The organism is Streptomyces sp. SLBN-31 (assembly GCF_006715395.1).
Classification (GTDB): Bacteria; Actinomycetota; Actinomycetes; order Streptomycetales; family Streptomycetaceae; genus Streptomyces.
In genome coordinates this window covers 118,223-136,851 of the sequence record NZ_VFNC01000001.1, presented here as the reverse complement: position 1 = coordinate 136,851, position 18,629 = coordinate 118,223, and the positions used below count along the sequence as shown (strand labels likewise).

The following is an 18,629-nucleotide window of genomic DNA, read 5'->3' as shown; positions in this document are numbered from 1 at the left end:
ACACAACAGTACGGCCGTGACGCCCATACGGGTGCCACGGCCGTACCGGACCGGCGTCTACTTGCCGTCGTCCTCGCGCTTGAGCGCCTCCAGGGCGCGTTGCGTGATCTCGTCCACCGGGCCCAGGGAGGAGATCGTGACGACCAGGCCCTGCGCCTTGTAGTAGTCGATGATCGGCTCGGTCTGCGTGTGGTAGACCTCGAGCCGCTTGCGGACGGTCTCCTCGGAGTCGTCGTCACGCTGGTACAGCTCGCCGCCGCAGACGTCGCAGACGCCTTCCTCCTTGGCGGGGCTGTAGGAGACGTGGAAGACGTGCGCCGAGTCGTTGCGGCAGATGCGCCGGCCGGCGATCCGCTTCACGACCTCTTCCTCGGGGACCTCGAGGTCGAGTACCGCGTCCAGCTTGATGGTCTCGGTCTTGAGCAGCTCGTCGAGCGCCTCGGCCTGCGAGACGTTGCGCGGGAAACCGTCCAGCAGGAAGCCGCCCTCGGCGTCCGGCTGTTCCATGCGGTCCTTCGCCATCGCGATGGTGACCTCGTCGGGAACGAGGTTGCCCGCGTCCATGTAGGACTTCGCGAGTTTCCCGAGCTCCGTCTGCCGGCTGATGTTGGCGCGGAACAGATCGCCCGTGGAGATGTGCGGGATCGAGAGCTTCCCGGCAAGGCGGGTGGCCTGCGTGCCCTTTCCGGCACCGGGCGGCCCGACGAGGACGATTCGCATCAGCGGAGGAACCCTTCGTAATTGCGCTGCTGGAGCTGGCTCTCGATCTGCTTCACCGTCTCGAGACCCACACCCACGATGATCAGGATGCTGGTCCCGCCGAACGGGAAGTTCTGGCTTGCCCCAAAGCCCACCAACGCCATCGTCGGCACGAGAGCGATCAGACCCAGATACAGCGAACCCGGCCAGGTGATCCGGTTGAGCACGTAACTGAGGTACTCAGCGGTCGGTCGGCCAGCCCGGATGCCCGGGATGAAGCCACCATACTTCTTCATGTTGTCGGCGACTTCCTCGGGGTTGAAGGAGATCGCCACATAGAAGAATGCGAAGAACACGATGAGCAAGAAGTACGAAACGATGTAAATCGGATGGTCGCCCTTGGTCAGATTCTGCTCGACCCACGTTTTCCAGCCGGACTGGGAACCGGAGAACTGAGCGACCAGCGCGGGAATGTAGAGCAGCGACGACGCGAAGATGACGGGAATCACACCCGCCTGGTTCACCTTCAACGGGATGTACGTGGACGTACCGCCGTAGGAACGACGGCCGATCATGCGCTTCGCGTACTGCACCGGAATGCGCCGCTGCGCCTGCTCGACGAAGACCACCAGACCGACCATGACCAGGCCGACGAGGATGACCGTGCCGAACTCGATCCAGCCGTCGGCCAGGGTGCCCTGCTTCTTGATCGCCCACAGCGCGGACGGGAAGGTCGCGGCGATCGAGATGAACATCAGGATCGACATGCCGTTGCCGATGCCGCGGTCGGTGATCAGCTCACCGAGCCACATGACGACGGCGGTACCCGCGGTCATGCAGATGACCATCGTGATGGTGGAGAAGATCGAGCGGTCCGGCACGATCTGGCCGGCGACCTGGCAGCCGTTGAACAGCGCGCCGCTGCGCGCGGTGGCGACCAGACCGGTGCCCTGCAGGATGGCGAGCGCCACGGTCAGATAGCGGGTGTACTGCGTGATCTTCGCCGTGCCGGCCTGGCCCTCCTTCTTGAGGGCTTCCAGGCGCGGGATCACCACGGTCAGCAGCTGCAGGATGATGCTGGCCGTGATGTAGGGCATGATGCCGAGGGCGAAGACGGTGACCTGGAGCAGCGCGCCACCGCTGAACATGTTGATCATGCCGAAGAGACCCTGGTTGCCCGAGGCCTCCTTCACGCACTCCTGGACGGCCGTGTAGGACACGCCCGGGATCGGGATGTGGGTACCTACGCGGTACACCACGATGATGCCCAGCGTGAAGAGCAGCTTCTTGCGCAGGTCGGGCGTCTTGAACGCCCGGGCGAACGCGGTGAGCACGGTTCCTCCTGCGACCCCCGCGCCGCGCGCGGCAGGGACTAGTCGTCTGACATGGCCCAGAGGGCCGAACGATGTTTTCTACCACCCCGACACCGAACGGCATACCTCGCGCGGGCACAGGTGGACTTACGGACTCTAACAGCGCCTGTGCAGCCAGGTGAAGTTCATGAGGGGGACGGCAGGTCAAGGGTGGGTCAGTTACGGGCCGGTGGAGATCCGCAGCATCACCCGGTGGCGGTCAAGCCGTATTGACTTCCGGTAATACGACCGTACATTTCCGGCCACTTTCTACGGCAGAGGCCGGGCAGCTCCCCGTGGAGAACTGCCCGGCCTCTGTTACGTGTGCGACGGTGTCGCCGGAACTCAGACGAGCTCGGTGACCGTACCGCCGGCGGCGGTGATCTTCTCCTTGGCGGAGCCGGAGACGGCGTCGACCGTCACCTGCAGCGCCACGGAGATCTCACCCTGGCCGAGGACCTTGACGAGGCTGTTCTTGCGAACGGCACCCTTGGCCACCAGACCCTCGACCGTGACCTCGCCACCCTCGGGGTAGAGCGCGGCCAGCTTGTCGAGGTTCACGACCTGGAACTCGGTCTTGAACGGGTTCTTGAAGCCCTTCAGCTTCGGAAGACGCATGTGGAGGGGCATCTGCCCACCCTCGAAGCGCTCCGGAACCTGGTAACGGGCCTTCGTGCCCTTGGTACCACGACCGGCCGTCTTACCCTTCGACGCCTCACCACGACCGACACGGGTCTTGGCGGTCTTGGCGCCCGGGGCGGGACGGAGGTTGTGGATCTTGAGCGGGTTGTTTTCCGCCATGATCAGTCGACCTCCTCGACCGTCACGAGGTGGCGGACGGTGTGCACCATGCCGCGGAACTCGGGGCGGTCCTCCTTGACGACCTGCGTGTTGATGCCCTTGAGACCAAGGGAGCGCAGGGTGTCACGGTGGTTCTGCTTGCTGCCGATGTAGGACTTGACCTGTGTGATCTTGAGCTGAGCCATGATCACACACCCGCCCCGGCACGAGCGCGCAGCAGAGCCGCGGGGGCGACGTCCTCGAGCGGCAGGCCACGGCGGGCCGCGACCTCCTCGGGGCGCTGCAGGCCCTTCAGGGCCTCCACGGTCGCGTGCACGATGTTGATCGCGTTGTCGGAGCCGAGCGACTTCGACAGGATGTCGTGGATACCGGCGCACTCGAGCACGGCACGCACCGGACCACCGGCGATAACGCCGGTACCGGGGGACGCGGGCTTGAGCAGCACGACGCCGGCAGCCTTCTCACCCTGGATGGGGTGCGGGATGGTGCCCTGGATACGGGGGACCTTGAAGAAGTGCTTCTTGGCCTCCTCAACGCCCTTGGCGATGGCGGCCGGCACCTCCTTGGCCTTGCCGTAACCGACACCCACGGTGCCGTCACCATCGCCCACCACGACCAGCGCGGTGAAGCTGAAGCGACGACCACCCTTCACAACCTTGGCGACGCGGTTGATCGCGACGACGCGCTCAACGTACGCGGTCTTCTCGGCGGCAGCAGCGCCGCCGTCACGGCCCTTCCGGTCCCGCCGCTCGCCGCCACCGGCACCGCTTCCGCGGCGCTGGGGTCCAGCCATTGGATTACCTCTCTCTTTCCGCTAGCTACAAGCGGCTCAGAACTTGAGCCCGGCCTCGCGGGCGGCGTCCGCCAGGGCGGCGATGCGCCCGGCGTACTGGTTGCCACCACGGTCGAACACGACGGCCTCGACACCGGCGGCCTTGGCCCGCTCGGCGACCAGGGCGCCGACCTGCTTGGCCTGCGCGGACTTGTCGCCCTCGCCACCGCGGATCGAGCTGTCCAGCGTGGACGCCGAAGCCAGGGTGTGGCCCTTCAGGTCGTCGATCACCTGCGCCACGATGTGGCGGTTGGAGCGGGTCACGACCAGACGGGGACGCTCCGCCGTACCGGAAAGGTTCTTGCGGATCCGGATGTGACGGCGCTTGATCGCGGCGCGCTTGTAGGCGTCGCCCTTGAGGATCTTCTGCCCGTATGCCATGGCTTACTTACCCGCCTTTCCGACCTTGCGGCGGATGACTTCGCCCTCGTACTTGACGCCCTTGGCCTTGTACGGGTCGGGCTTGCGCAGCTTGCGGATGTTGGCCGCAACCTCGCCGACCTTCTGCTTGTCGATGCCCTCGACCTGGAAGCGGGTCGGGGTCTCCACCTTGAAGGTGATTCCCTCGGGCGCCTCGACGGTGATCGGGTGGCTGTAGCCGAGAGCGAACTCGAGGTTCGAACCCTTGGCGGTCACGCGGTAACCGACACCGCTGATCTCGAGCTTCTTCACGTAACCCTGGGTCACGCCGGTGATCATGTTCGCCACCAGCGTGCGGGACAGGCCGTGCAGGGCCTTGCTCTGACGCTCGTCGTTGGGGCGGGTGACGTTCAGAACGCCGTCCTCACCCTTGGCGATCTCGATCGGCGCCACGACGGTGTGGGTCAGCGTGCCCTTGGGGCCCTTGACCGAGACCGTCTGGCCGTCGATGGTGACGTCCACGCCGGCGGGAACCGTGATGGGGAGCTTGCCAATACGCGACATAGCTGTTTCCTCCGTTCCCTTCCGCTACCAGACGTAGGCGAGGACTTCCCCACCCACGCCCTTCTTGCCGGCCTGCTTGTCGGTGAGGAGCCCGTGCGACGTGGAGATGATCGCCACGCCGAGGCCGCCGAGCACCTTCGGCAGGTTGGTGGACTTCGCGTACACCCGGAGACCGGGCTTGGAGATCCGCTTGATGCCCGCGATGGAGCGCTCACGGTTCGGGCCGAACTTCAGCTCGAGGACGAGGTTCTTGCCGACCTCGGCGTCCTCGACCTTCCAGCCCGTGATGAAGCCCTCCTGCTGGAGGATCTCCGCGATGTGGGACTTGATCTTGGAGTGCGGCATCGACACCGAGTCGTGGTACGCCGAGTTCGCATTCCGCAGACGCGTAAGCATGTCTGCGATCGGATCAGTCATGGTCATGAATTGGCCTTCGGCCTCTCTCGCCGGGGTTTCCTGGTGCGCCATCCCTCTCCCCGATCCGAGACGGGACGGGTGCGGCGCGGTGGACCTACGGCGTAGTAAGTCGTACGGGCGGCGACAGACGCCCAACCCCACAAGCCTAAGGCATGCGGAGGTGGGCGTCTGACCGCCCAGTCTGCTTACCGAGAGCTTCAGGAATCCCCAATCAGGGGATTACCAGGAGCTCTTGGTCACGCCCGGCAGCTCGCCACGGTGAGCCATCTCACGAAGGCACACGCGGCACAGGCCGAACTTGCGGTACACGGAGTGGGGACGGCCGCAGCGCTGGCAGCGCGTGTAGCCACGCACGCCGAACTTGGGCTTGCGAGCAGCCTTCGCGATCAGAGCCTTCTTCGCCATCTCGCTCACGCCTCCTTGAAGGGGAAGCCGAGGTGACGAAGGAGCGCACGGCCCTCAGCGTCGTTGGTCGCCGTGGTCACCACGGTGATGTCCATACCCCGGACGCGGTCGATCTTGTCCTGGTCGATCTCGTGGAACATGACCTGCTCCGTGAGACCGAAGGTGTAGTTGCCACGGCCGTCGAACTGCTTGGGGGACAGGCCGCGGAAGTCGCGGATGCGCGGGAGCGCCAGCGACAGGGTGCGGTCCAGGAACTCCCACATGCGGTCGCCACGGAGCGTGACGTGGGCACCGATCGGCTGGCCCTCACGCAGCTTGAACTGCGCGATGGACTTGCGGGCCTTGGTGACGGCCGGCTTCTGACCGGTGATGGTGGTCAGGTCGCGGATCGCGCCCTCGATCAGCTTCGAGTCACGGGCGGCGTCGCCGACACCCATGTTGACCACGATCTTCACGAGGCCGGGGATCTGCATGACGTTCTCGTACTTGAACTCGTCACGCAGCTTGCCCGCGATCTCCTCGCGGTACTTCGTCTTGAGACGCGGAGTGGTGGTGGTAGCCATCAGATGTCCTCACCCGTCCGCTTGGCAACGCGGATCTTGTTGCCCTCGTCGTCGAAGCGGTAACCGACACGCGTGACGACCTTGTTGCCGTCCTTCTCAACGACCAGCTGGACGTTGGAGACGTGGATCGGCGCCTCGGTCGTGACGATGCCGCCGGCCTGCGAACCGCTGGCGGTCGGGCCGGCCTTGGTGTGCTTCTTGACCCGGTTGACACCCTCGACCAGGACGCGCTCCTCGCGCGGGAAAGCGGCAATGACCTTGCCCTGCTTGCCCTTGTCCTTGCCGGTGATGACCTGGACCAGGTCGCCCTTCTTGATCTTCATGCTTACAGCACCTCCGGAGCCAGCGAGATGATCTTCATGAACTTCTTCTCGCGCAGCTCACGCCCGACCGGGCCGAAGATGCGGGTGCCGCGAGGGTCGCCGTCGTTCTTCAGAATGACGGCGGCGTTCTCGTCGAAGCGGATGTACGAGCCGTCCGGACGGCGGCGCTCCTTGACGGTGCGAACGATGACCGCCTTGACGACGTCACCCTTCTTCACGTTGCCACCGGGGATCGCGTCCTTGACGGTGGCGACGATGACGTCACCGATGCCCGCGTAGCGGCGACCGGAGCCACCGAGCACACGGATGCAAAGGATCTCCTTCGCACCAGTGTTGTCGGCGACACGCAGTCGCGACTCCTGCTGGATCACGTCTATCTCCTGATCGTCTGCCGGTTCCCCGGGGGCCGTTCTTCAACGGCCCCCGGAGCCTGGCGGAACTGTCCTGCGGAATACCCGCAGGCGTACTTGTTGGAATTCCCTTGCGGGAATTACCTACTTGGCCTTCTCGAGGATCTCGACGACGCGCCAGCGCTTCGTGGCGGACAGCGGCCGGGTCTCCGCGAGGAGGACACGGTCGCCGACACCCGCGGCGTTCTGCTCGTCGTGCGCCTTGAGCTTGTTCGTACGGCGGATGACCTTGCCGTACAGCGCGTGCTTCACGCGGTCCTCGACGGCGACGACGACGGTCTTGTCCATCTTGTCGCTGACGACGAGACCCTCACGGGTCTTGCGGAAGCCGCGGGCCTCTGCGTTCTCAGTCACGTTGCTCTCGCTCATGCGTTCTCCACCGTTTCGATGCCCAGCTCACGCTCGCGCATCAGGGTGTAGATCCGCGCGATGTCCTTGCGGACCGCCTTCAGACGGCCGTGGTTCTCGAGCTGGCCCGTCGCCGCCTGGAAGCGGAGGTTGAACAGCTCTTCCTTGGCCTCGCGGAGCTTCGCCAGAAGCTCCTCGTTGCCCAGCTCGCGCAGCTCGGACGCCTTGGTACCGGCCGACATCACGCTTCACCTGCCTCGCGCTTGACGATCCGGCACTTCATCGGCAGCTTGTGGGCCGCACGGGTCAGCGCCTCACGGGCGATCTTCTCGTTGGGGTACGACAGCTCGAACATCACGCGTCCGGGCTTGACGTTGGCGATCCACCACTCCGGCGAACCCTTACCGGAACCCATGCGGGTCTCCGCGGGCTTCTTGGTGAGGGGACGGTCCGGGTAGATGTTGATCCAGACCTTGCCACCACGCTTGATGTGACGCGTCATGGCGATACGAGCGGCCTCGATCTGACGGTTCGTCACATACGCCGGGGTGAGCGCCTGGATGCCGTACTCGCCGAACGCAACCGTCGTGCCACCCTTGGCAGCGCCGCTGCGTCCGGGGTGGTGCTGCTTGCGGTGCTTGACCCTACGGGGGATCAGCATGTCGGTCAGGCCTCCGTTCCGGTGCTCTCAGCCGGAGCGGCGGCGGGAGCCTCGGCCTTGGGGGCCTCGGCGCCGGCAGCCTGCTGCGGCTTGCGACCGCGCCGCTCGCCACCGCGGCCACCACGGGCCGGGCGGTCGGCACCGCCACCGCGAGCCGGGCGGTTACCCGCACGGGCGGCAGCGTTCTCGGCGCGGACCTCGGCGATGTTCTTGACGTCGCCCTTGTAGATCCAGACCTTCACACCGATGCGGCCGAAGGTCGTCTTGGCCTCGAAGAAGCCGTAGTCCACGTTCGCACGGAGCGTGTGCAGGGGCACACGGCCCTCGCGGTAGAACTCCGAGCGGGACATCTCGGCGCCGCCGAGGCGGCCACCGCACTGGATCTTGATGCCCTTGGCGCCGGCCTTCATCGCCGACTGCATGCTCTTACGCATGGCGCGACGGAAGGAGACGCGGGAGGAGAGCTGCTCGGCGACGGCCTGAGCGACCAGCTGAGCGTCGGTCTCGGGGTTCTTGACCTCGAGGATGTTCAGCTGGACCTGCTTGCCCGTGAGCTTCTCGAGGTCACCGCGGATGCGGTCGGCCTCGGCGCCACGGCGGCCGATGACGATGCCCGGACGAGCGGTGTGGATGTCCACACGCACACGGTCACGGGTGCGCTCGATCTCCACCTTCGAGATACCGGCGCGCTCCATGCCGGACGTCATCATCCGACGGATGGCGACGTCTTCCTTGACGTAGTCCTTGTACAGCTTGTCGGCGTACCACCGGGACTTGAAGTCCGTGGTGACACCGAGCCGGAACCCATGCGGGTTAACCTTCTGGCCCATTACCGGGTTCCTTCCTTGCTGCTGACGACCACGGTGATGTGGCTGGTCCGCTTGCGGATCCGGTAGGCACGGCCCTGGGCGCGCGGCCGGAACCGCTTCAGGGTCGGGCCCTCGTCGACGTACGCCTCGGAGATGAAGAGGCTGTCGGCGTCGGTGTGGTCGTAGTTGTGCGCGGCGTTGGCGATGGCGCTGTCCAGCACCTTGCCGACGGGCACTGAGGCGGCCTGCGGAGCGAATCGCAGGACCGCCTGAGCCTCCGTGGCGTCCATGCCACGGATAAGGTCCACCACTCGGCGGGCCTTCATGGGCGTAACGCGGATGTACCGCGCCTGGGCCCTGGCTTCCATGGTTGTCCCTCTCAGTTACTTACGTGTCTGAATGCGATCCGCTACTAGCGGCGCTTCGACTTCCGGTCGTCCTTGACGTGACCCCGGAAGGTGCGCGTCGGCGAGAACTCGCCGAGCTTGTGGCCGACCATCGACTCGGTGACGAACACCGGGATGTGGGTCTTGCCGTTGTGCACCGCGATCGTGTGGCCGAGCATGGCCGGGACGATCATCGAGCGACGGGACCAGGTCTTGATGACGTTCTTGGAACCGGCTTCGTTCTGGGCGTCCACCTTCTTGATCAGGTGGTCGTCGACGAAGGGCCCCTTCTTGAGACTGCGCGGCATCTAAACCCGCTCCTAGCGCTTCTTGTTCGTCTTGCGGCGGCGGACGATGTACTTGTTCGAAGCCTTCTTCGGCGAACGAGTACGACCCTCCTTCTGACCCCAGGGGCTGACCGGGTGGCGACCACCGGAGGTCTTGCCCTCACCACCACCGTGGGGGTGGTCAACCGGGTTCATCGCCACACCGCGAACGGTCGGGCGGACGCCCAGCCAGCGCTTGCGGCCGGCCTTGCCCCAGTTGATGTTGCTCTGCTCGGCGTTGCCGACCTCGCCGACCGTGGCGCGGCAGCGCTGGTCGACCAGGCGGATCTCACCGGAGGGCATGCGGAGGTGGGCCATCGTGCCCTCCTTCGCGAGCAGCTGCACGGAGGCACCGGCGGAACGGGCGAACTTGGCGCCGCCGCCCGGACGAAGCTCCACGGAGTGGATCGTCGTACCGACCGGGATGTTGCGCAGCGCCAGGTTGTTGCCGGGCTTGATGTCGGCACCGGGGCCGTTCTCGATCCGGTCGCCCTGGGTCAGGCCCTTCGGCGCCAGGATGTAGCGCTTCTCGCCGTCCGCGTAGTGGAGCAGCGCGATGCGCGCGGTGCGGTTGGGGTCGTACTCGATGTGCGCGACCTTCGCCGGCACGCCGTCCTTGTCGTGACGACGGAAGTCGATCACTCGGTAGGCGCGCTTGTGTCCGCCACCCTGGTGGCGAACGGTCACACGACCGGCGTTGTTACGGCCGCCCTTGCTGTGCAGCGGGCGGACCAGCGACTTCTCCGGCGTGGACCGCGTGACCTCGACGAAGTCGGCGACGCTGGAACCACGACGGCCCGGCGTAGTCGGCTTGTACTTGCGGATTCCCATTTCTCAGTCCTCGTCCGATATCGGACGATCCGACCCGCTTACGCGGTCGGACCGCCGAAGATGTCGATACGGTCGCCCTCGGCGAGGGTCACGATCGCGCGCTTGGTCGCCGCACGCTGGCCGAAGCCGGTGCGGGTCCGCTTGCGCTTGCCGATGCGGTTGATCGTGTTGACCCCGGTGACCTTGACCGAGAAGACCGCCTGGACGGCCTCCTTGATCTGGGTCTTGTTGGCGCGCGGGTCGACGATGAACGTGTACTTGTTCTCGTCCAGGAGCGCGTAGCTCTTCTCGGAGACGACCGGCTTCAGCAGCACGTCACGGGGGTCCGTGTACGACTTGCTGAGCGGGGTCTCGACCGTGTTCTTGCCCTCGGTGGCGTGGCGACGCGCCTTGGCGACGCGCGCGGCCTTGGCGGCCTTCGCAGCCTTGGAGGCAATGCTCGGGTGACGCGTAGCCATCAGGCCTCGCTCCCTTCGGTGTCGTTGGCCTTCGGGCCGGCGACGAAGGACTCGAGAGCGGCCTGGGTGAAGACCACGTCGTCCGAGACGATCACGTCGTACGTGTTCAGCTGGCCCGGCTCCAGGATGTGGACCTGGGGCAGGTTGCGGGCGGACAGCCACGCGGCCTCGTCGGCGCGCTCGACGACCAGGAGCAGGTTCTTGCGCTCCGAGATCTTGCCGAACAGCGTGCGAGCGGCCTTGGTGCTGGGGGTCTCGCCCTCGATCACGCCGGAGACGACGTGGATGCGGTTGTGGCGGGCCCGGTCGGTGAGGGCGTGACGCAGGGCGGCAGCCTTCATCTTCTTCGGGGTCCGCTGCGAGTAGTCGCGCGGCACGGGACCGTGCACGACGCCACCACCGGCGAACTGGGGCGCGCGGGTCGAGCCCTGACGGGCGCGGCCGGTGCCCTTCTGGCGGTACGGCTTCTTGCCGCCACCGCGAACCTCGCCACGGGTCTTGGTCTTGTGCGTGCCCTGACGGGCAGCGGCGTTCTGCGCGACGACGACCTGGTGGATCAGCGGGATGCTGACCTTCTCCACGCCGAAGATCTCCGCGGGGAGCTCGACGCTACCGGTCTTCTCGCCGGCAGGCGAAAGGATGTCAACAGTGCTCATCGGTACCTCAGGCCCCCTTGGCCGCGGTGCGGACCAGGACGAGGCCGCCGTTCGGACCGGGAACCGCGCCCTTGATGAGCAGCAGACCCTTCTCCGCGTCAACGGCGTGGACGGTCAGGTTCTGGGTGGTGACGCGCTCGTTGCCCATGCGACCCGCCATGCGGAGGCCCTTGAACACACGGCCCGGGGTGGCGCAGCCACCGATGGAACCGGGAGAGCGGTGCTTGCGCTGGGTGCCGTGTCCGGCGCCGAGGCCCTTGAAGTTGTGACGCTTCATGACACCGGCGAAGCCCTTGCCCTTGCTCTTGCCGGTCACGTCCACCTTGACGCCCGCCTCGAAGACCTCAGCGGAGATCTCCTGGCCCAGCGTGTACTCGGAGGCGTCCGCGGTGCGGATCTCGACGAGGTGGCGGCGGGGAGTGACGTCGGCCTTGGCGAAGTGGCCCTTGAGGGGCTTGTTCACCTTGCGCGGGTCGATCTCGCCGAACGCGATCTGGACGGACTCGTAGCCGTCGACGTCGTTCGTACGGACCTGGGTGACGACGTTGGGGCCGGCCTTGACGACGGTGACCGGAACAACGCGGTTGTTCTCGTCCCACACCTGCGTCATGCCGAGCTTCTCGCCCAGGATGCCCTTGATCTGCTTAGCCATTCTCAGATCACCAGCCCTCAGAGCTTGATCTCGATGTCGACACCGGCCGGGAGGTCGAGTCGCATCAGAGAGTCAACGGTCTTGGGGGTGGGGTCGAGGATGTCGATCAGGCGCTTGTGCGTGCGCATCTCGAAGTGCTCGCGCGAGTCCTTGTACTTGTGCGGCGACTTGATGACGCAGTACACGTTCTTCTCAGTGGGCAGCGGCACCGGGCCCGCGACCGACGCACCAGTGCGGGTCACCGTCTCGACGATCTTCTTCGCCGAGGAGTCGATGACCTCGTGGTCGTAGGCCTTGAGCCGGATGCGGATCTTCTGTCCCGCCATGGCTACTCAGTAGTCCTGTCTCTTCTACAGCTCTGGAACCTGGTGTCCCTCTGACACTTTCTCCGACCCACGCGGTCGGGCGTGTCGCGCTTCCACTGACACAGATGTCCCTTGTTCGAACATCCCTGATCTTGGGAAAGAGGTTCACCGGGTGCCTGGCCGGTGCCGCACCAACGCTTCCCGGAAGATTCCCGTACGTCCGCCCCAGTGCTGCCCGAGGGCAGTTAGGACGACGAGTACTGTGGGACTCGCTTCCGGTCCTCCCGGCGGGAGGCGCGCAGCATCAACACTCGACCGAGCAACTCGGACAGTCTGCCATATGGGGCAGGGGCCTGGCCAATCGAGCCGGAGAGAATACCCCGGGAGTGACGTAGGTCAAACACGGGTGCCCTTCGCAACGATCACGCACAGAGCGGACCGATCCCCTCCACTCTTCGTGGCCATCGAGTCGGCCGTCGCGGAAGCCCCGGCGGGCGCGGCCCGGGAACTGGGCACCGGGCACGGGCCGGTACTGGCCCGGCTGCGGCAGGCGATCCGAGAGCACGACCGGCACCGGCCGTCCCCGCCCGAACAGCCCACGTCCGCCGACCGGACGGCAGTGCCGGTCACGTCCGGCTGACCCCGCCGGATGAGGGCGCGCCCGGTCGAGGCCCGGCGCGCCCTAGACCCCCCGCACCCGCGCGAACGCCCCCTCCAACCCCCTCTTCAGCAGCCGCGCCCCCGGCCGCTCCACATACCGGTGCACCAGCCGGCTCAGTACCAGGAAGCCGGCGATCACCGCGGTCACCAGCAGTCGCGCGTCCATCGTGCCCTGCAGGCGGTTGATGAGTGTCGTACCGGCGACGTAGTGCAGGAGGTAGAGCGGATAGGTGAGGCCGCCCGCCGTCGCCAGCCACTTCCAGCGGAGGCGGTCCGTCGCGCCCAGCGCGATCGCGACCATCACGAGCAGGAACCCGGTGAAGAGGACGACACTCCCCCGCCAGCCCGAGACCTGCTCGAAGTCGTCGATGCGCAGGCCCAGTTGGCGCTGCCCCATCAGCCACGCCATCGCGAGGATCCCCCACAGCAGCAGGTCCTGGCCGAAGCGGTGCATCAGGTAGAGGGCGAGCCCCGCAATGAAGAACCAGGCGCCCTCGGGGTTCGCCGCGAGTGTCAGCGGGGCGAAGTGGGCCGCCGGCGCCAGCATCGCGGCCGCGCCCCACGCGCAGCAGAAGACGACGACCTTGCGGTAGGTCAGTCCCGTGGCGACGACCGCGAGGAAGAGCAGGTAGAAACGCAGCTCGGACCAGAGCGTCCAGTACACCCCGTCGACGCTGTCGACGCCCGAACCGGACTGCAGCATCGTGAAGTTGAGCAGAATGTCGCGCGCCTTCAGGCGGTCCCAGACGCCGGGCAGCGCCACCACCACGGCCGTCGTGAAGACGATGGCGAACCAGTACGCCGGGTACAGGCGGATCACGCGTGAGACGAAGAACTGGCGCGGGCCGCGGCCCCAGCAGGACATGCAGATCACGAAGCCGCTGATCACGAAGAAGAACTCGACGCCGATCCAGCCGTAGGCCGCGAGGCGGAACACCGTCGGCATCACCTCCGACACCGGCCGGCCCCACACCGCGTTGCCCGGCTGGTCGACCCGCCAACTGCCGGCGTAGTGGTGGACCGCGACCATCAGGGCGGCGAGGAGGCGGATGCCGTCCACGGCGTACAGCCGCGGGCGTTCGGGGCGGAGCGGGGGTCTGTGACGGTGGACCCGCACCGTTCGCAACCGCTGCGTCGGTCGGTCGACCACCACGGACATCGACGATCATCCCCTGCCTGGCTGCTCGGAACACCCTCACGCTAGGGCGTCACATCCACCGCACACCGTGACGGAAGGGGCATCTTCGGCGTCGCGTCCCACAGAGTTCGCCCAGCCTTCACAGCACGAGCGAAAGGGCCCGCACGACCGAAGTCGTACGGGCCCTTTCAGTGCCCTTGGCGGGTCAGGTCAGCCCTTGCGGGCCAAGATCACTTGTTGATCTTGGTGACCTGGCCGGCGCCGACCGTCCGGCCACCCTCACGGATGGCGAACTTCAGGCCCTCTTCCATGGCGATGGGCTGGATGAGCTCCACCTTCATCTCGGTGTTGTCACCCGGCATGACCATCTCGGTGCCCTCGGGGAGGGTCACCACGCCGGTCACGTCCGTCGTACGGAAGTAGAACTGCGGACGGTAGTTGTTGAAGAACGGCGTGTGGCGGCCACCCTCGTCCTTGGACAGGATGTAGGCCTGCGCCTCGAACTCGGTGTGCGGGGTGACCGAGCCCGGCTTGATGATGACCTGGCCGCGCTCGACGTCCTCGCGCTTGATGCCACGGAGCAGCAGACCGACGTTCTCACCGGCCTGGCCCTCGTCGAGCAGCTTGCGGAACATCTCGATGCCGGTGACCGTGGTGGTGGTCTTCTCGGTCTTGATGCCGATGATGTCGACGGTCTCGTTGACCTTCAGGACACCACGCTCGATACGGCCGGTGACGACCGTACCGCGACCGGTGATCGTGAAGACGTCCTCGATCGGCATCAGGAACGGCTTGTCGACGTCGCGCTCGGGCTCCGGGATCGACTCGTCGACGGCCTTCATCAGGTCGAGGACGGTCTGGCCCCACTCCTTGTCGCCCTCAAGGGCCTTCAGAGCGGAGACCTTGACGACCGGCAGGTCGTCGCCCGGGAACTCGTACTCGGAGAGCAGCTCGCGGACCTCGAGCTCGACGAGCTCCAGGATCTCCTCGTCGTCCACCATGTCGGCCTTGTTCAGGGCGACGACGATGTACGGAACGCCGACCTGGCGGGCCAGGAGCACGTGCTCCTTGGTCTGCGGCATCGGGCCGTCGGTGGCGGCGACCACGAGGATGGCGCCGTCCATCTGGGCAGCACCGGTGATCATGTTCTTGATGTAGTCCGCGTGACCGGGGCAGTCGACGTGGGCGTAGTGACGGGTCTCCGTCTGGTACTCGACGTGCGCGATGGAGATGGTGATACCGCGCTGGCGCTCTTCGGGAGCCTTGTCGATCTGGTCGAACGCCGAGGCCTCGTTCAGGTCCGGGAACGCGTCGTGCAGCACCTTGGTAATGGCGGCCGTGAGGGTCGTCTTACCGTGGTCGATGTGACCGATGGTGCCGATGTTGACGTGCGGCTTAGTCCGCTCGAACTTCGCCTTCGCCACTGGGGTCCTCCTGTGGAGTGGTTCTGAACGCCTTGCTTCATCGGCGCCAGGTGATCTTTGCTGGATGGCCCGGATCCCCGGGGCATTCCTCCGCTCTTGCGACGGAATGCCCCGTGAGGCTCCGGAGTCAAGCCTACGGCGTGTGAACGCGGTGCGTTACTCGCCCTTGGCCTTCGCGATGATCTCCTCGGCGACGTTCCGCGGAACCTCGGCGTAGGAGTCGAACTGCATGGAGTAGCTGGCACGGCCGGACGTCTTGCTGCGCAGGTCGCCGACGTAGCCGAACATCTCCGAAAGGGGCACGAGGCCCTTCACGACGCGGGCACCGGCCCGCTCCTCCATGGCCTGGATCTGGCCACGGCGGGAGTTGATGTCGCCGATGACCTCACCCATGTAGTCCTCGGGCGTGGTGACCTCGACGGCCATCATCGGCTCGAGGAGCACGGGGCTGGCCTTGCGCGCGGCCTCCTTGAAGGCCTGCGAGCCGGCGATCTTGAAGGCGAGCTCGGAGGAGTCGACCTCGTGGTAGCCACCGTCGTGCAGGATCACACGGACACCGGTCATCTCGTAACCGGCCAGGATGCCGAACTGCATGGCCTCCTGCGCACCCGCGTCCACCGAAGGGATGTACTCCTTGGGGATACGGCCACCGGTCACCTTGTTGATGAACTCGTACGAGGCGTCGCCGCCCTCGATCGGCTCGATGCCGATCTGGACCTTGGCGAACTGACCCGTACCACCGGTCTGCTTCTTGTGCGTGTAGTCGACGCGCTCGACGGCCTTGCGGATCGTCTCGCGGTACGCGACCTGCGGCTTGCCGACGTTGGCCTCGACCTTGAACTCACGGCGCATACGGTCGACCAGCACCTCGAGGTGCAGCTCGCCCATACCACCGATGATGGTCTGGCCGGTCTCCTCGTCCGAGTGGACCTGGAAGGACGGGTCCTCCTCGGCCAGGCGCTGGATCGCGACGCCCAGCTTCTCCTGGTCGCCCTTCGACTTGGGCTCGATGGCGACCTGGATGACCGGCGCCGGGAAGTCCATGGACTCCAGGATCACCGGCTGCTTGTCGTCGCAAAGCGTCTCACCGGTCGTGGTCTGCTTCAGACCCATGACGGCGATGATGTCGCCGGCGCCCACCGAGTCGATCTCCTCACGCTTGTTCGCGTGCATGCGGTAGATCTTGCCGATGCGCTCCTTCTTGCCCTTGACGGAGTTCAGCACCGAGGTGCCGGACTCCAGGCGGCCCGAGTAGACCCGGACGAAGGTGAGCTTGCCGAGGTGCGGGTCGCTCATGATCTTGAACGCGAGGGCCGACAGCGGCTCGTCCTCGGACGGCTTGCGCTTGACCACGACCTCCGGATCCTTCACGTCGTGGCCCTCGATGGCCTCGACGTCCAGGGGGGAGGGGAGGTAGCGCACGACCGCGTCGAGCAGGGGCTGGACGCCCTTGTTCTTGAACGCGGTGCCACAGAACACCGGGGTGACCGTGACGTCCTTGGACTTGCCGGACGCGATGGTGATACGACGGATCGCGGCGTACAGCTGCTCCTCGGTGGGCTCGGTGCCCTCGAGGTACAGCTCCATGATCTCCTCGTCGTTCTCGGCCACGGCCTCCAGAAGCTTGCCGCGGTACTCCTCGGCAGCCTCGGCGTGCGTGTCCGGGATGTCGACGACGTCGTACATCTCGCCCTTGGTGGCCTCGGCGGACCAGACGAGCGCCTTCATGCGGACCAGGTCCACGACGCCCTTGAAGTCGGCCTCGGCACCGATCGGGAGCTGCATGACGATCGGCTGCGCGCCCAGGCGGTCCGAGATCATGTCCACACAGCGGTGGAACTCGGCGCCCGTGCGGTCGAGCTTGTTGACGAAGCAGATACGCGGAACGCCGTAGCGGTCCGCCTGACGCCACACGGTCTCGGACTGGGGCTCAACACCGGCGACGCCGTCGAACACCGTCACGGCACCGTCGAGCACGCGCAGCGAACGCTCCACCTCGACGGTGAAGTCGACGTGGCCCGGCGTGTCGATGATGTTGATGGTGTGGTCGACGTCTTCCAGCGGCCAGTGACAGGTGGTGGCAGCAGAGGTGATCGTGATGCCACGCTCCTGCTCCTGCTCCATCCAGTCCATGGTGGCAGCGCCGTCGTGGACCTCACCGATCTTGTAAGACACACCGGTGTAGAACAGGATCCGCTCTGTGGTGGTCGTCTTGCCCGCGTCGATGTGGGCCATGATGCCGATGTTGCGCACCTTGGCCAGGTCAAGTGAAGTGGTAGCCATAAGGCTTCAGTCTTCTCTCGGTCTCGATGTGGGTAGCGACTACCAGCGGTAGTGCGCGAAGGCCTTGTTGGACTCGGCCATCTTGTGGGTGTCCTCGCGCTTCTTCACAGCGGCACCAAGGCCGTTGGACGCGTCGAGAAGCTCGTTGAGCAGACGCTCGGTCATGGTCTTCTCGCGACGGGCGCGGGAGTAACCGACCAGCCAGCGCAGCGCGAGCGTGTTGGCACGACCGGGCTTGACCTCGATCGGAACCTGGTACGTCGCACCGCCGACACGGCGGGACTTGACCTCGAGGGTCGGCTTGATGTTCTCCAGTGCGCGCTTCAGCGTGATGATCGGGTCGTTGCCCGTCTTCTCACGCAGACCCTCCATGGCACCGTAGACGATGCGCTCGGCGGTGGAGCGCTTGCCGTTCAGCAGCACCTTGTTGATGAGGGAGGTCACCAGAGGAGAACCGTAGACCGGGTCGATGATGACCGGGCGCTTCGGGGCGGGGCCCTTACGAGGCATTCTTACTTCTCCTTCTTGGCGCCGTAACGGCTGCGAGCCTGCTTGCGGTTCTTGACACCCTGGGTGTCGAGCGAGCCGCGGATGATCTTGTAGCGAACACCCGGCAGGTCCTTCACACGGCCGCCGCGCACGAGCACGATGGAGTGCTCCTGCAGGTTGTGTCCCTCACCCGGAATGTAAGCGGTGACCTCGATCCCGCTGGTCAGACGCACACGCGCGACCTTACGCAGGGCCGAGTTCGGCTTCTTCGGGGTGGTCGTGAACACACGCGTGCAGACGCCGCGACGCTGAGGGGAACCCTCGAGTGCGGGCGTCTTGTTCTTCTCGACCTTGTCCTGCCGGCCCTTACGGACCAGCTGCTGGATCGTAGGCACTACTTCTCCGGTTTCTGTGTGCCGAATGGTGAAGCTAACCTGGAACTTCGCCGACCCACGCGGTCGGGTGTGTCGAATCCGG

The 18,629-nt window shown here is 66.0% G+C and carries 29 protein-coding genes; 1 reads left to right on the top strand and 28 read right to left on the bottom strand.

Annotation, left to right across the window (positions count from 1 at the left end; all coding sequences use genetic code 11):
• Window positions 1–57: 57 nt before the first annotated feature.
• The 23 genes from FBY22_RS00700 to rpsJ all read right to left on the bottom strand — a co-directional run bounded on the left by FBY22_RS00700 (window position 58) and on the right by rpsJ (window position 12,179).
• Window positions 58–720, bottom strand: coding sequence for an adenylate kinase (locus FBY22_RS00700; RefSeq protein ID WP_142141941.1), 663 nt, complete (start codon window positions 718–720; stop codon window positions 58–60).
• Entirely contained in the window at window positions 720–2,033 is a 1,314-nt protein-coding gene (gene secY, locus FBY22_RS00695; RefSeq protein ID WP_142141940.1) for a preprotein translocase subunit SecY, read from the bottom strand. The genes FBY22_RS00700 and secY overlap by 1 nt, the downstream gene beginning before the upstream one ends.
• A 363-nt stretch (window positions 2,034–2,396) precedes the next feature.
• A complete protein-coding gene (gene rplO, locus FBY22_RS00690; RefSeq protein ID WP_003974249.1) occupies window positions 2,397–2,852 on the bottom strand; it encodes a 50S ribosomal protein L15 in 456 nt (151 codons plus the stop codon).
• A 2-nt stretch (window positions 2,853–2,854) separates the two neighbouring features.
• Complete coding sequence (rpmD, locus tag FBY22_RS00685) at window positions 2,855–3,037, bottom strand: 50S ribosomal protein L30 (RefSeq protein ID WP_003974250.1); 183 nt, start codon at window positions 3,035–3,037, stop codon at window positions 2,855–2,857.
• A 2-nt stretch (window positions 3,038–3,039) separates the two neighbouring features.
• The gene (rpsE, locus tag FBY22_RS00680) at window positions 3,040–3,645 is read right to left on the bottom strand and encodes a 30S ribosomal protein S5 (RefSeq protein WP_142141939.1); all 606 of its coding nucleotides are present in this window, start codon (window positions 3,643–3,645) and stop codon (window positions 3,040–3,042) included.
• A 36-nt stretch (window positions 3,646–3,681) separates the two neighbouring features.
• The gene (gene rplR, locus FBY22_RS00675; protein ID WP_030745253.1) at window positions 3,682–4,065 is read right to left on the bottom strand and encodes a 50S ribosomal protein L18; all 384 of its coding nucleotides are present in this window, start codon (window positions 4,063–4,065) and stop codon (window positions 3,682–3,684) included.
• A 3-nt stretch (window positions 4,066–4,068) separates the two neighbouring features.
• On the bottom strand, window positions 4,069–4,608 hold the full coding sequence (gene rplF, locus FBY22_RS00670; RefSeq protein ID WP_058923759.1) for a 50S ribosomal protein L6: 540 nt from the start codon (window positions 4,606–4,608) through the stop codon (window positions 4,069–4,071).
• A gap of 24 nt (window positions 4,609–4,632) precedes the next feature.
• Window positions 4,633–5,031, bottom strand: a complete 399-nt coding sequence (gene rpsH, locus FBY22_RS00665) for a 30S ribosomal protein S8 (protein ID WP_014674378.1) — start codon at window positions 5,029–5,031, stop codon at window positions 4,633–4,635.
• A gap of 213 nt (window positions 5,032–5,244) precedes the next feature.
• Window positions 5,245–5,430, bottom strand: a complete 186-nt coding sequence (locus FBY22_RS00655; protein WP_003948630.1) for a type Z 30S ribosomal protein S14 — start codon at window positions 5,428–5,430, stop codon at window positions 5,245–5,247.
• Window positions 5,431–5,435: 5 nt separating this feature from the next.
• On the bottom strand, window positions 5,436–5,993 hold the full coding sequence (gene rplE, locus FBY22_RS00650; protein WP_007494758.1) for a 50S ribosomal protein L5: 558 nt from the start codon (window positions 5,991–5,993) through the stop codon (window positions 5,436–5,438).
• Window positions 5,993–6,316, bottom strand: coding sequence for a 50S ribosomal protein L24 (gene rplX / locus FBY22_RS00645; RefSeq protein WP_058923760.1), 324 nt, complete (start codon window positions 6,314–6,316; stop codon window positions 5,993–5,995). Before rplX ends, rplE begins: the two co-directional genes overlap by 1 nt.
• A gap of 2 nt (window positions 6,317–6,318) precedes the next feature.
• Window positions 6,319–6,687: a 50S ribosomal protein L14 gene (gene rplN / locus FBY22_RS00640; protein WP_003998823.1), complete on the bottom strand. Its 369-nt coding sequence runs from the start codon at window positions 6,685–6,687 to the stop codon at window positions 6,319–6,321.
• A 123-nt stretch (window positions 6,688–6,810) separates the two neighbouring features.
• On the bottom strand, window positions 6,811–7,095 hold the full coding sequence (rpsQ, locus tag FBY22_RS00635; protein WP_058923761.1) for a 30S ribosomal protein S17: 285 nt from the start codon (window positions 7,093–7,095) through the stop codon (window positions 6,811–6,813).
• Window positions 7,092–7,316, bottom strand: coding sequence for a 50S ribosomal protein L29 (gene rpmC, locus FBY22_RS00630; protein WP_007494763.1), 225 nt, complete (start codon window positions 7,314–7,316; stop codon window positions 7,092–7,094). Before rpmC ends, rpsQ begins: the two co-directional genes overlap by 4 nt.
• On the bottom strand, window positions 7,316–7,735 hold the full coding sequence (gene rplP / locus FBY22_RS00625; RefSeq protein ID WP_007494765.1) for a 50S ribosomal protein L16: 420 nt from the start codon (window positions 7,733–7,735) through the stop codon (window positions 7,316–7,318). The genes rpmC and rplP overlap by 1 nt, the downstream gene beginning before the upstream one ends.
• 5 nt (window positions 7,736–7,740) lie before the next feature.
• On the bottom strand, window positions 7,741–8,565 hold the full coding sequence (gene rpsC, locus FBY22_RS00620; RefSeq protein ID WP_062023386.1) for a 30S ribosomal protein S3: 825 nt from the start codon (window positions 8,563–8,565) through the stop codon (window positions 7,741–7,743).
• Window positions 8,565–8,912, bottom strand: a complete 348-nt coding sequence (gene rplV, locus FBY22_RS00615; protein WP_003974262.1) for a 50S ribosomal protein L22 — start codon at window positions 8,910–8,912, stop codon at window positions 8,565–8,567. Before rplV ends, rpsC begins: the two co-directional genes overlap by 1 nt.
• A gap of 44 nt (window positions 8,913–8,956) precedes the next feature.
• Entirely contained in the window at window positions 8,957–9,238 is a 282-nt protein-coding gene (rpsS, locus tag FBY22_RS00610) for a 30S ribosomal protein S19 (RefSeq protein WP_007384069.1), read from the bottom strand.
• Window positions 9,239–9,250: 12 nt separating this feature from the next.
• Window positions 9,251–10,087 carry a 50S ribosomal protein L2 gene (gene rplB, locus FBY22_RS00605; protein ID WP_058923763.1) on the bottom strand — a complete coding sequence of 279 codons (837 nt, stop codon included), beginning with the start codon at window positions 10,085–10,087 and terminating at the stop codon, window positions 9,251–9,253.
• Window positions 10,088–10,125: 38 nt separating this feature from the next.
• A complete protein-coding gene (gene rplW / locus FBY22_RS00600) occupies window positions 10,126–10,545 on the bottom strand; it encodes a 50S ribosomal protein L23 (protein ID WP_058923764.1) in 420 nt (139 codons plus the stop codon).
• Entirely contained in the window at window positions 10,545–11,201 is a 657-nt protein-coding gene (rplD, locus tag FBY22_RS00595) for a 50S ribosomal protein L4 (protein ID WP_142141938.1), read from the bottom strand. Before rplD ends, rplW begins: the two co-directional genes overlap by 1 nt.
• Before the next feature lie 7 nt (window positions 11,202–11,208).
• Window positions 11,209–11,853 carry a 50S ribosomal protein L3 gene (gene rplC / locus FBY22_RS00590; protein ID WP_005481233.1) on the bottom strand — a complete coding sequence of 215 codons (645 nt, stop codon included), beginning with the start codon at window positions 11,851–11,853 and terminating at the stop codon, window positions 11,209–11,211.
• Between the two features lie 17 nt (window positions 11,854–11,870).
• Window positions 11,871–12,179, bottom strand: a complete 309-nt coding sequence (rpsJ, locus tag FBY22_RS00585) for a 30S ribosomal protein S10 (RefSeq protein WP_003948644.1) — start codon at window positions 12,177–12,179, stop codon at window positions 11,871–11,873.
• A 436-nt stretch (window positions 12,180–12,615) separates the two neighbouring features.
• On the opposite strand from rpsJ, the gene FBY22_RS00580 reads away from it, so the two are divergent.
• Entirely contained in the window at window positions 12,616–12,798 is a 183-nt protein-coding gene (locus FBY22_RS00580) for a hypothetical protein (protein WP_142141937.1), read from the top strand.
• A gap of 42 nt (window positions 12,799–12,840) precedes the next feature.
• Here FBY22_RS00580 and FBY22_RS00575 read toward each other — a convergent pair whose 3' ends face one another.
• The 5 genes from FBY22_RS00575 to rpsL all read right to left on the bottom strand — a co-directional run bounded on the left by FBY22_RS00575 (window position 12,841) and on the right by rpsL (window position 18,547).
• Window positions 12,841–13,977 (bottom strand): acyltransferase, encoded by a 1,137-nt coding sequence (locus FBY22_RS00575; protein ID WP_142141936.1) that lies wholly within the window; start codon window positions 13,975–13,977, stop codon window positions 12,841–12,843.
• Window positions 13,978–14,186: 209 nt separating this feature from the next.
• Entirely contained in the window at window positions 14,187–15,380 is a 1,194-nt protein-coding gene (tuf, locus tag FBY22_RS00570; protein WP_142141935.1) for an elongation factor Tu, read from the bottom strand.
• A gap of 156 nt (window positions 15,381–15,536) precedes the next feature.
• Complete coding sequence (gene fusA, locus FBY22_RS00565) at window positions 15,537–17,663, bottom strand: elongation factor G (protein WP_142141934.1); 2,127 nt, start codon at window positions 17,661–17,663, stop codon at window positions 15,537–15,539.
• A 39-nt stretch (window positions 17,664–17,702) separates the two neighbouring features.
• A complete protein-coding gene (gene rpsG / locus FBY22_RS00560) occupies window positions 17,703–18,173 on the bottom strand; it encodes a 30S ribosomal protein S7 (protein WP_003992340.1) in 471 nt (156 codons plus the stop codon).
• A 2-nt stretch (window positions 18,174–18,175) separates the two neighbouring features.
• Window positions 18,176–18,547 (bottom strand): 30S ribosomal protein S12, encoded by a 372-nt coding sequence (gene rpsL / locus FBY22_RS00555; RefSeq protein WP_003948652.1) that lies wholly within the window; start codon window positions 18,545–18,547, stop codon window positions 18,176–18,178.
• Between the last annotated feature and the right edge of the window lie 82 nt (window positions 18,548–18,629).

Coding starts and splice junctions, on each gene's coding strand:
- FBY22_RS00700 (WP_142141941.1), bottom strand. CDS start 720: ATGCGAATCGTCCTCGTCGGGCCGCCCGGTGCCGGAAAGGGCACGCAG.
- rplO (WP_003974249.1), bottom strand. CDS start 2,852: ATGGCGGAAAACAACCCGCTCAAGATCCACAACCTCCGTCCCGCCCCG.
- rpmD (WP_003974250.1), bottom strand. CDS start 3,037: ATGGCTCAGCTCAAGATCACACAGGTCAAGTCCTACATCGGCAGCAAG.
- rpsE (WP_142141939.1), bottom strand. CDS start 3,645: ATGGCTGGACCCCAGCGCCGCGGAAGCGGTGCCGGTGGCGGCGAGCGG.
- rplR (WP_030745253.1), bottom strand. CDS start 4,065: ATGGCATACGGGCAGAAGATCCTCAAGGGCGACGCCTACAAGCGCGCC.
- rplF (WP_058923759.1), bottom strand. CDS start 4,608: ATGTCGCGTATTGGCAAGCTCCCCATCACGGTTCCCGCCGGCGTGGAC.
- rpsH (WP_014674378.1), bottom strand. CDS start 5,031: ATGACCATGACTGATCCGATCGCAGACATGCTTACGCGTCTGCGGAAT.
- FBY22_RS00655 (WP_003948630.1), bottom strand. CDS start 5,430: ATGGCGAAGAAGGCTCTGATCGCGAAGGCTGCTCGCAAGCCCAAGTTC.
- rplE (WP_007494758.1), bottom strand. CDS start 5,993: ATGGCTACCACCACCACTCCGCGTCTCAAGACGAAGTACCGCGAGGAG.
- rplX (WP_058923760.1), bottom strand. CDS start 6,316: ATGAAGATCAAGAAGGGCGACCTGGTCCAGGTCATCACCGGCAAGGAC.
- rpsQ (WP_058923761.1), bottom strand. CDS start 7,095: ATGAGCGAGAGCAACGTGACTGAGAACGCAGAGGCCCGCGGCTTCCGC.
- rpmC (WP_007494763.1), bottom strand. CDS start 7,316: ATGTCGGCCGGTACCAAGGCGTCCGAGCTGCGCGAGCTGGGCAACGAG.
- rplP (WP_007494765.1), bottom strand. CDS start 7,735: ATGCTGATCCCCCGTAGGGTCAAGCACCGCAAGCAGCACCACCCCGGA.
- rpsC (WP_062023386.1), bottom strand. CDS start 8,565: ATGGGCCAGAAGGTTAACCCGCATGGGTTCCGGCTCGGTGTCACCACG.
- rplV (WP_003974262.1), bottom strand. CDS start 8,912: ATGGAAGCCAGGGCCCAGGCGCGGTACATCCGCGTTACGCCCATGAAG.
- rpsS (WP_007384069.1), bottom strand. CDS start 9,238: ATGCCGCGCAGTCTCAAGAAGGGGCCCTTCGTCGACGACCACCTGATC.
- rplB (WP_058923763.1), bottom strand. CDS start 10,087: ATGGGAATCCGCAAGTACAAGCCGACTACGCCGGGCCGTCGTGGTTCC.
- rplW (WP_058923764.1), bottom strand. CDS start 10,545: ATGGCTACGCGTCACCCGAGCATTGCCTCCAAGGCTGCGAAGGCCGCC.
- rplD (WP_142141938.1), bottom strand. CDS start 11,201: ATGAGCACTGTTGACATCCTTTCGCCTGCCGGCGAGAAGACCGGTAGC.
- rplC (WP_005481233.1), bottom strand. CDS start 11,853: ATGGCTAAGCAGATCAAGGGCATCCTGGGCGAGAAGCTCGGCATGACG.
- rpsJ (WP_003948644.1), bottom strand. CDS start 12,179: ATGGCGGGACAGAAGATCCGCATCCGGCTCAAGGCCTACGACCACGAG.
- FBY22_RS00575 (WP_142141936.1), bottom strand. CDS start 13,977: ATGTCCGTGGTGGTCGACCGACCGACGCAGCGGTTGCGAACGGTGCGG.
- fusA (WP_142141934.1), bottom strand. CDS start 17,663: ATGGCTACCACTTCACTTGACCTGGCCAAGGTGCGCAACATCGGCATC.
- rpsG (WP_003992340.1), bottom strand. CDS start 18,173: ATGCCTCGTAAGGGCCCCGCCCCGAAGCGCCCGGTCATCATCGACCCG.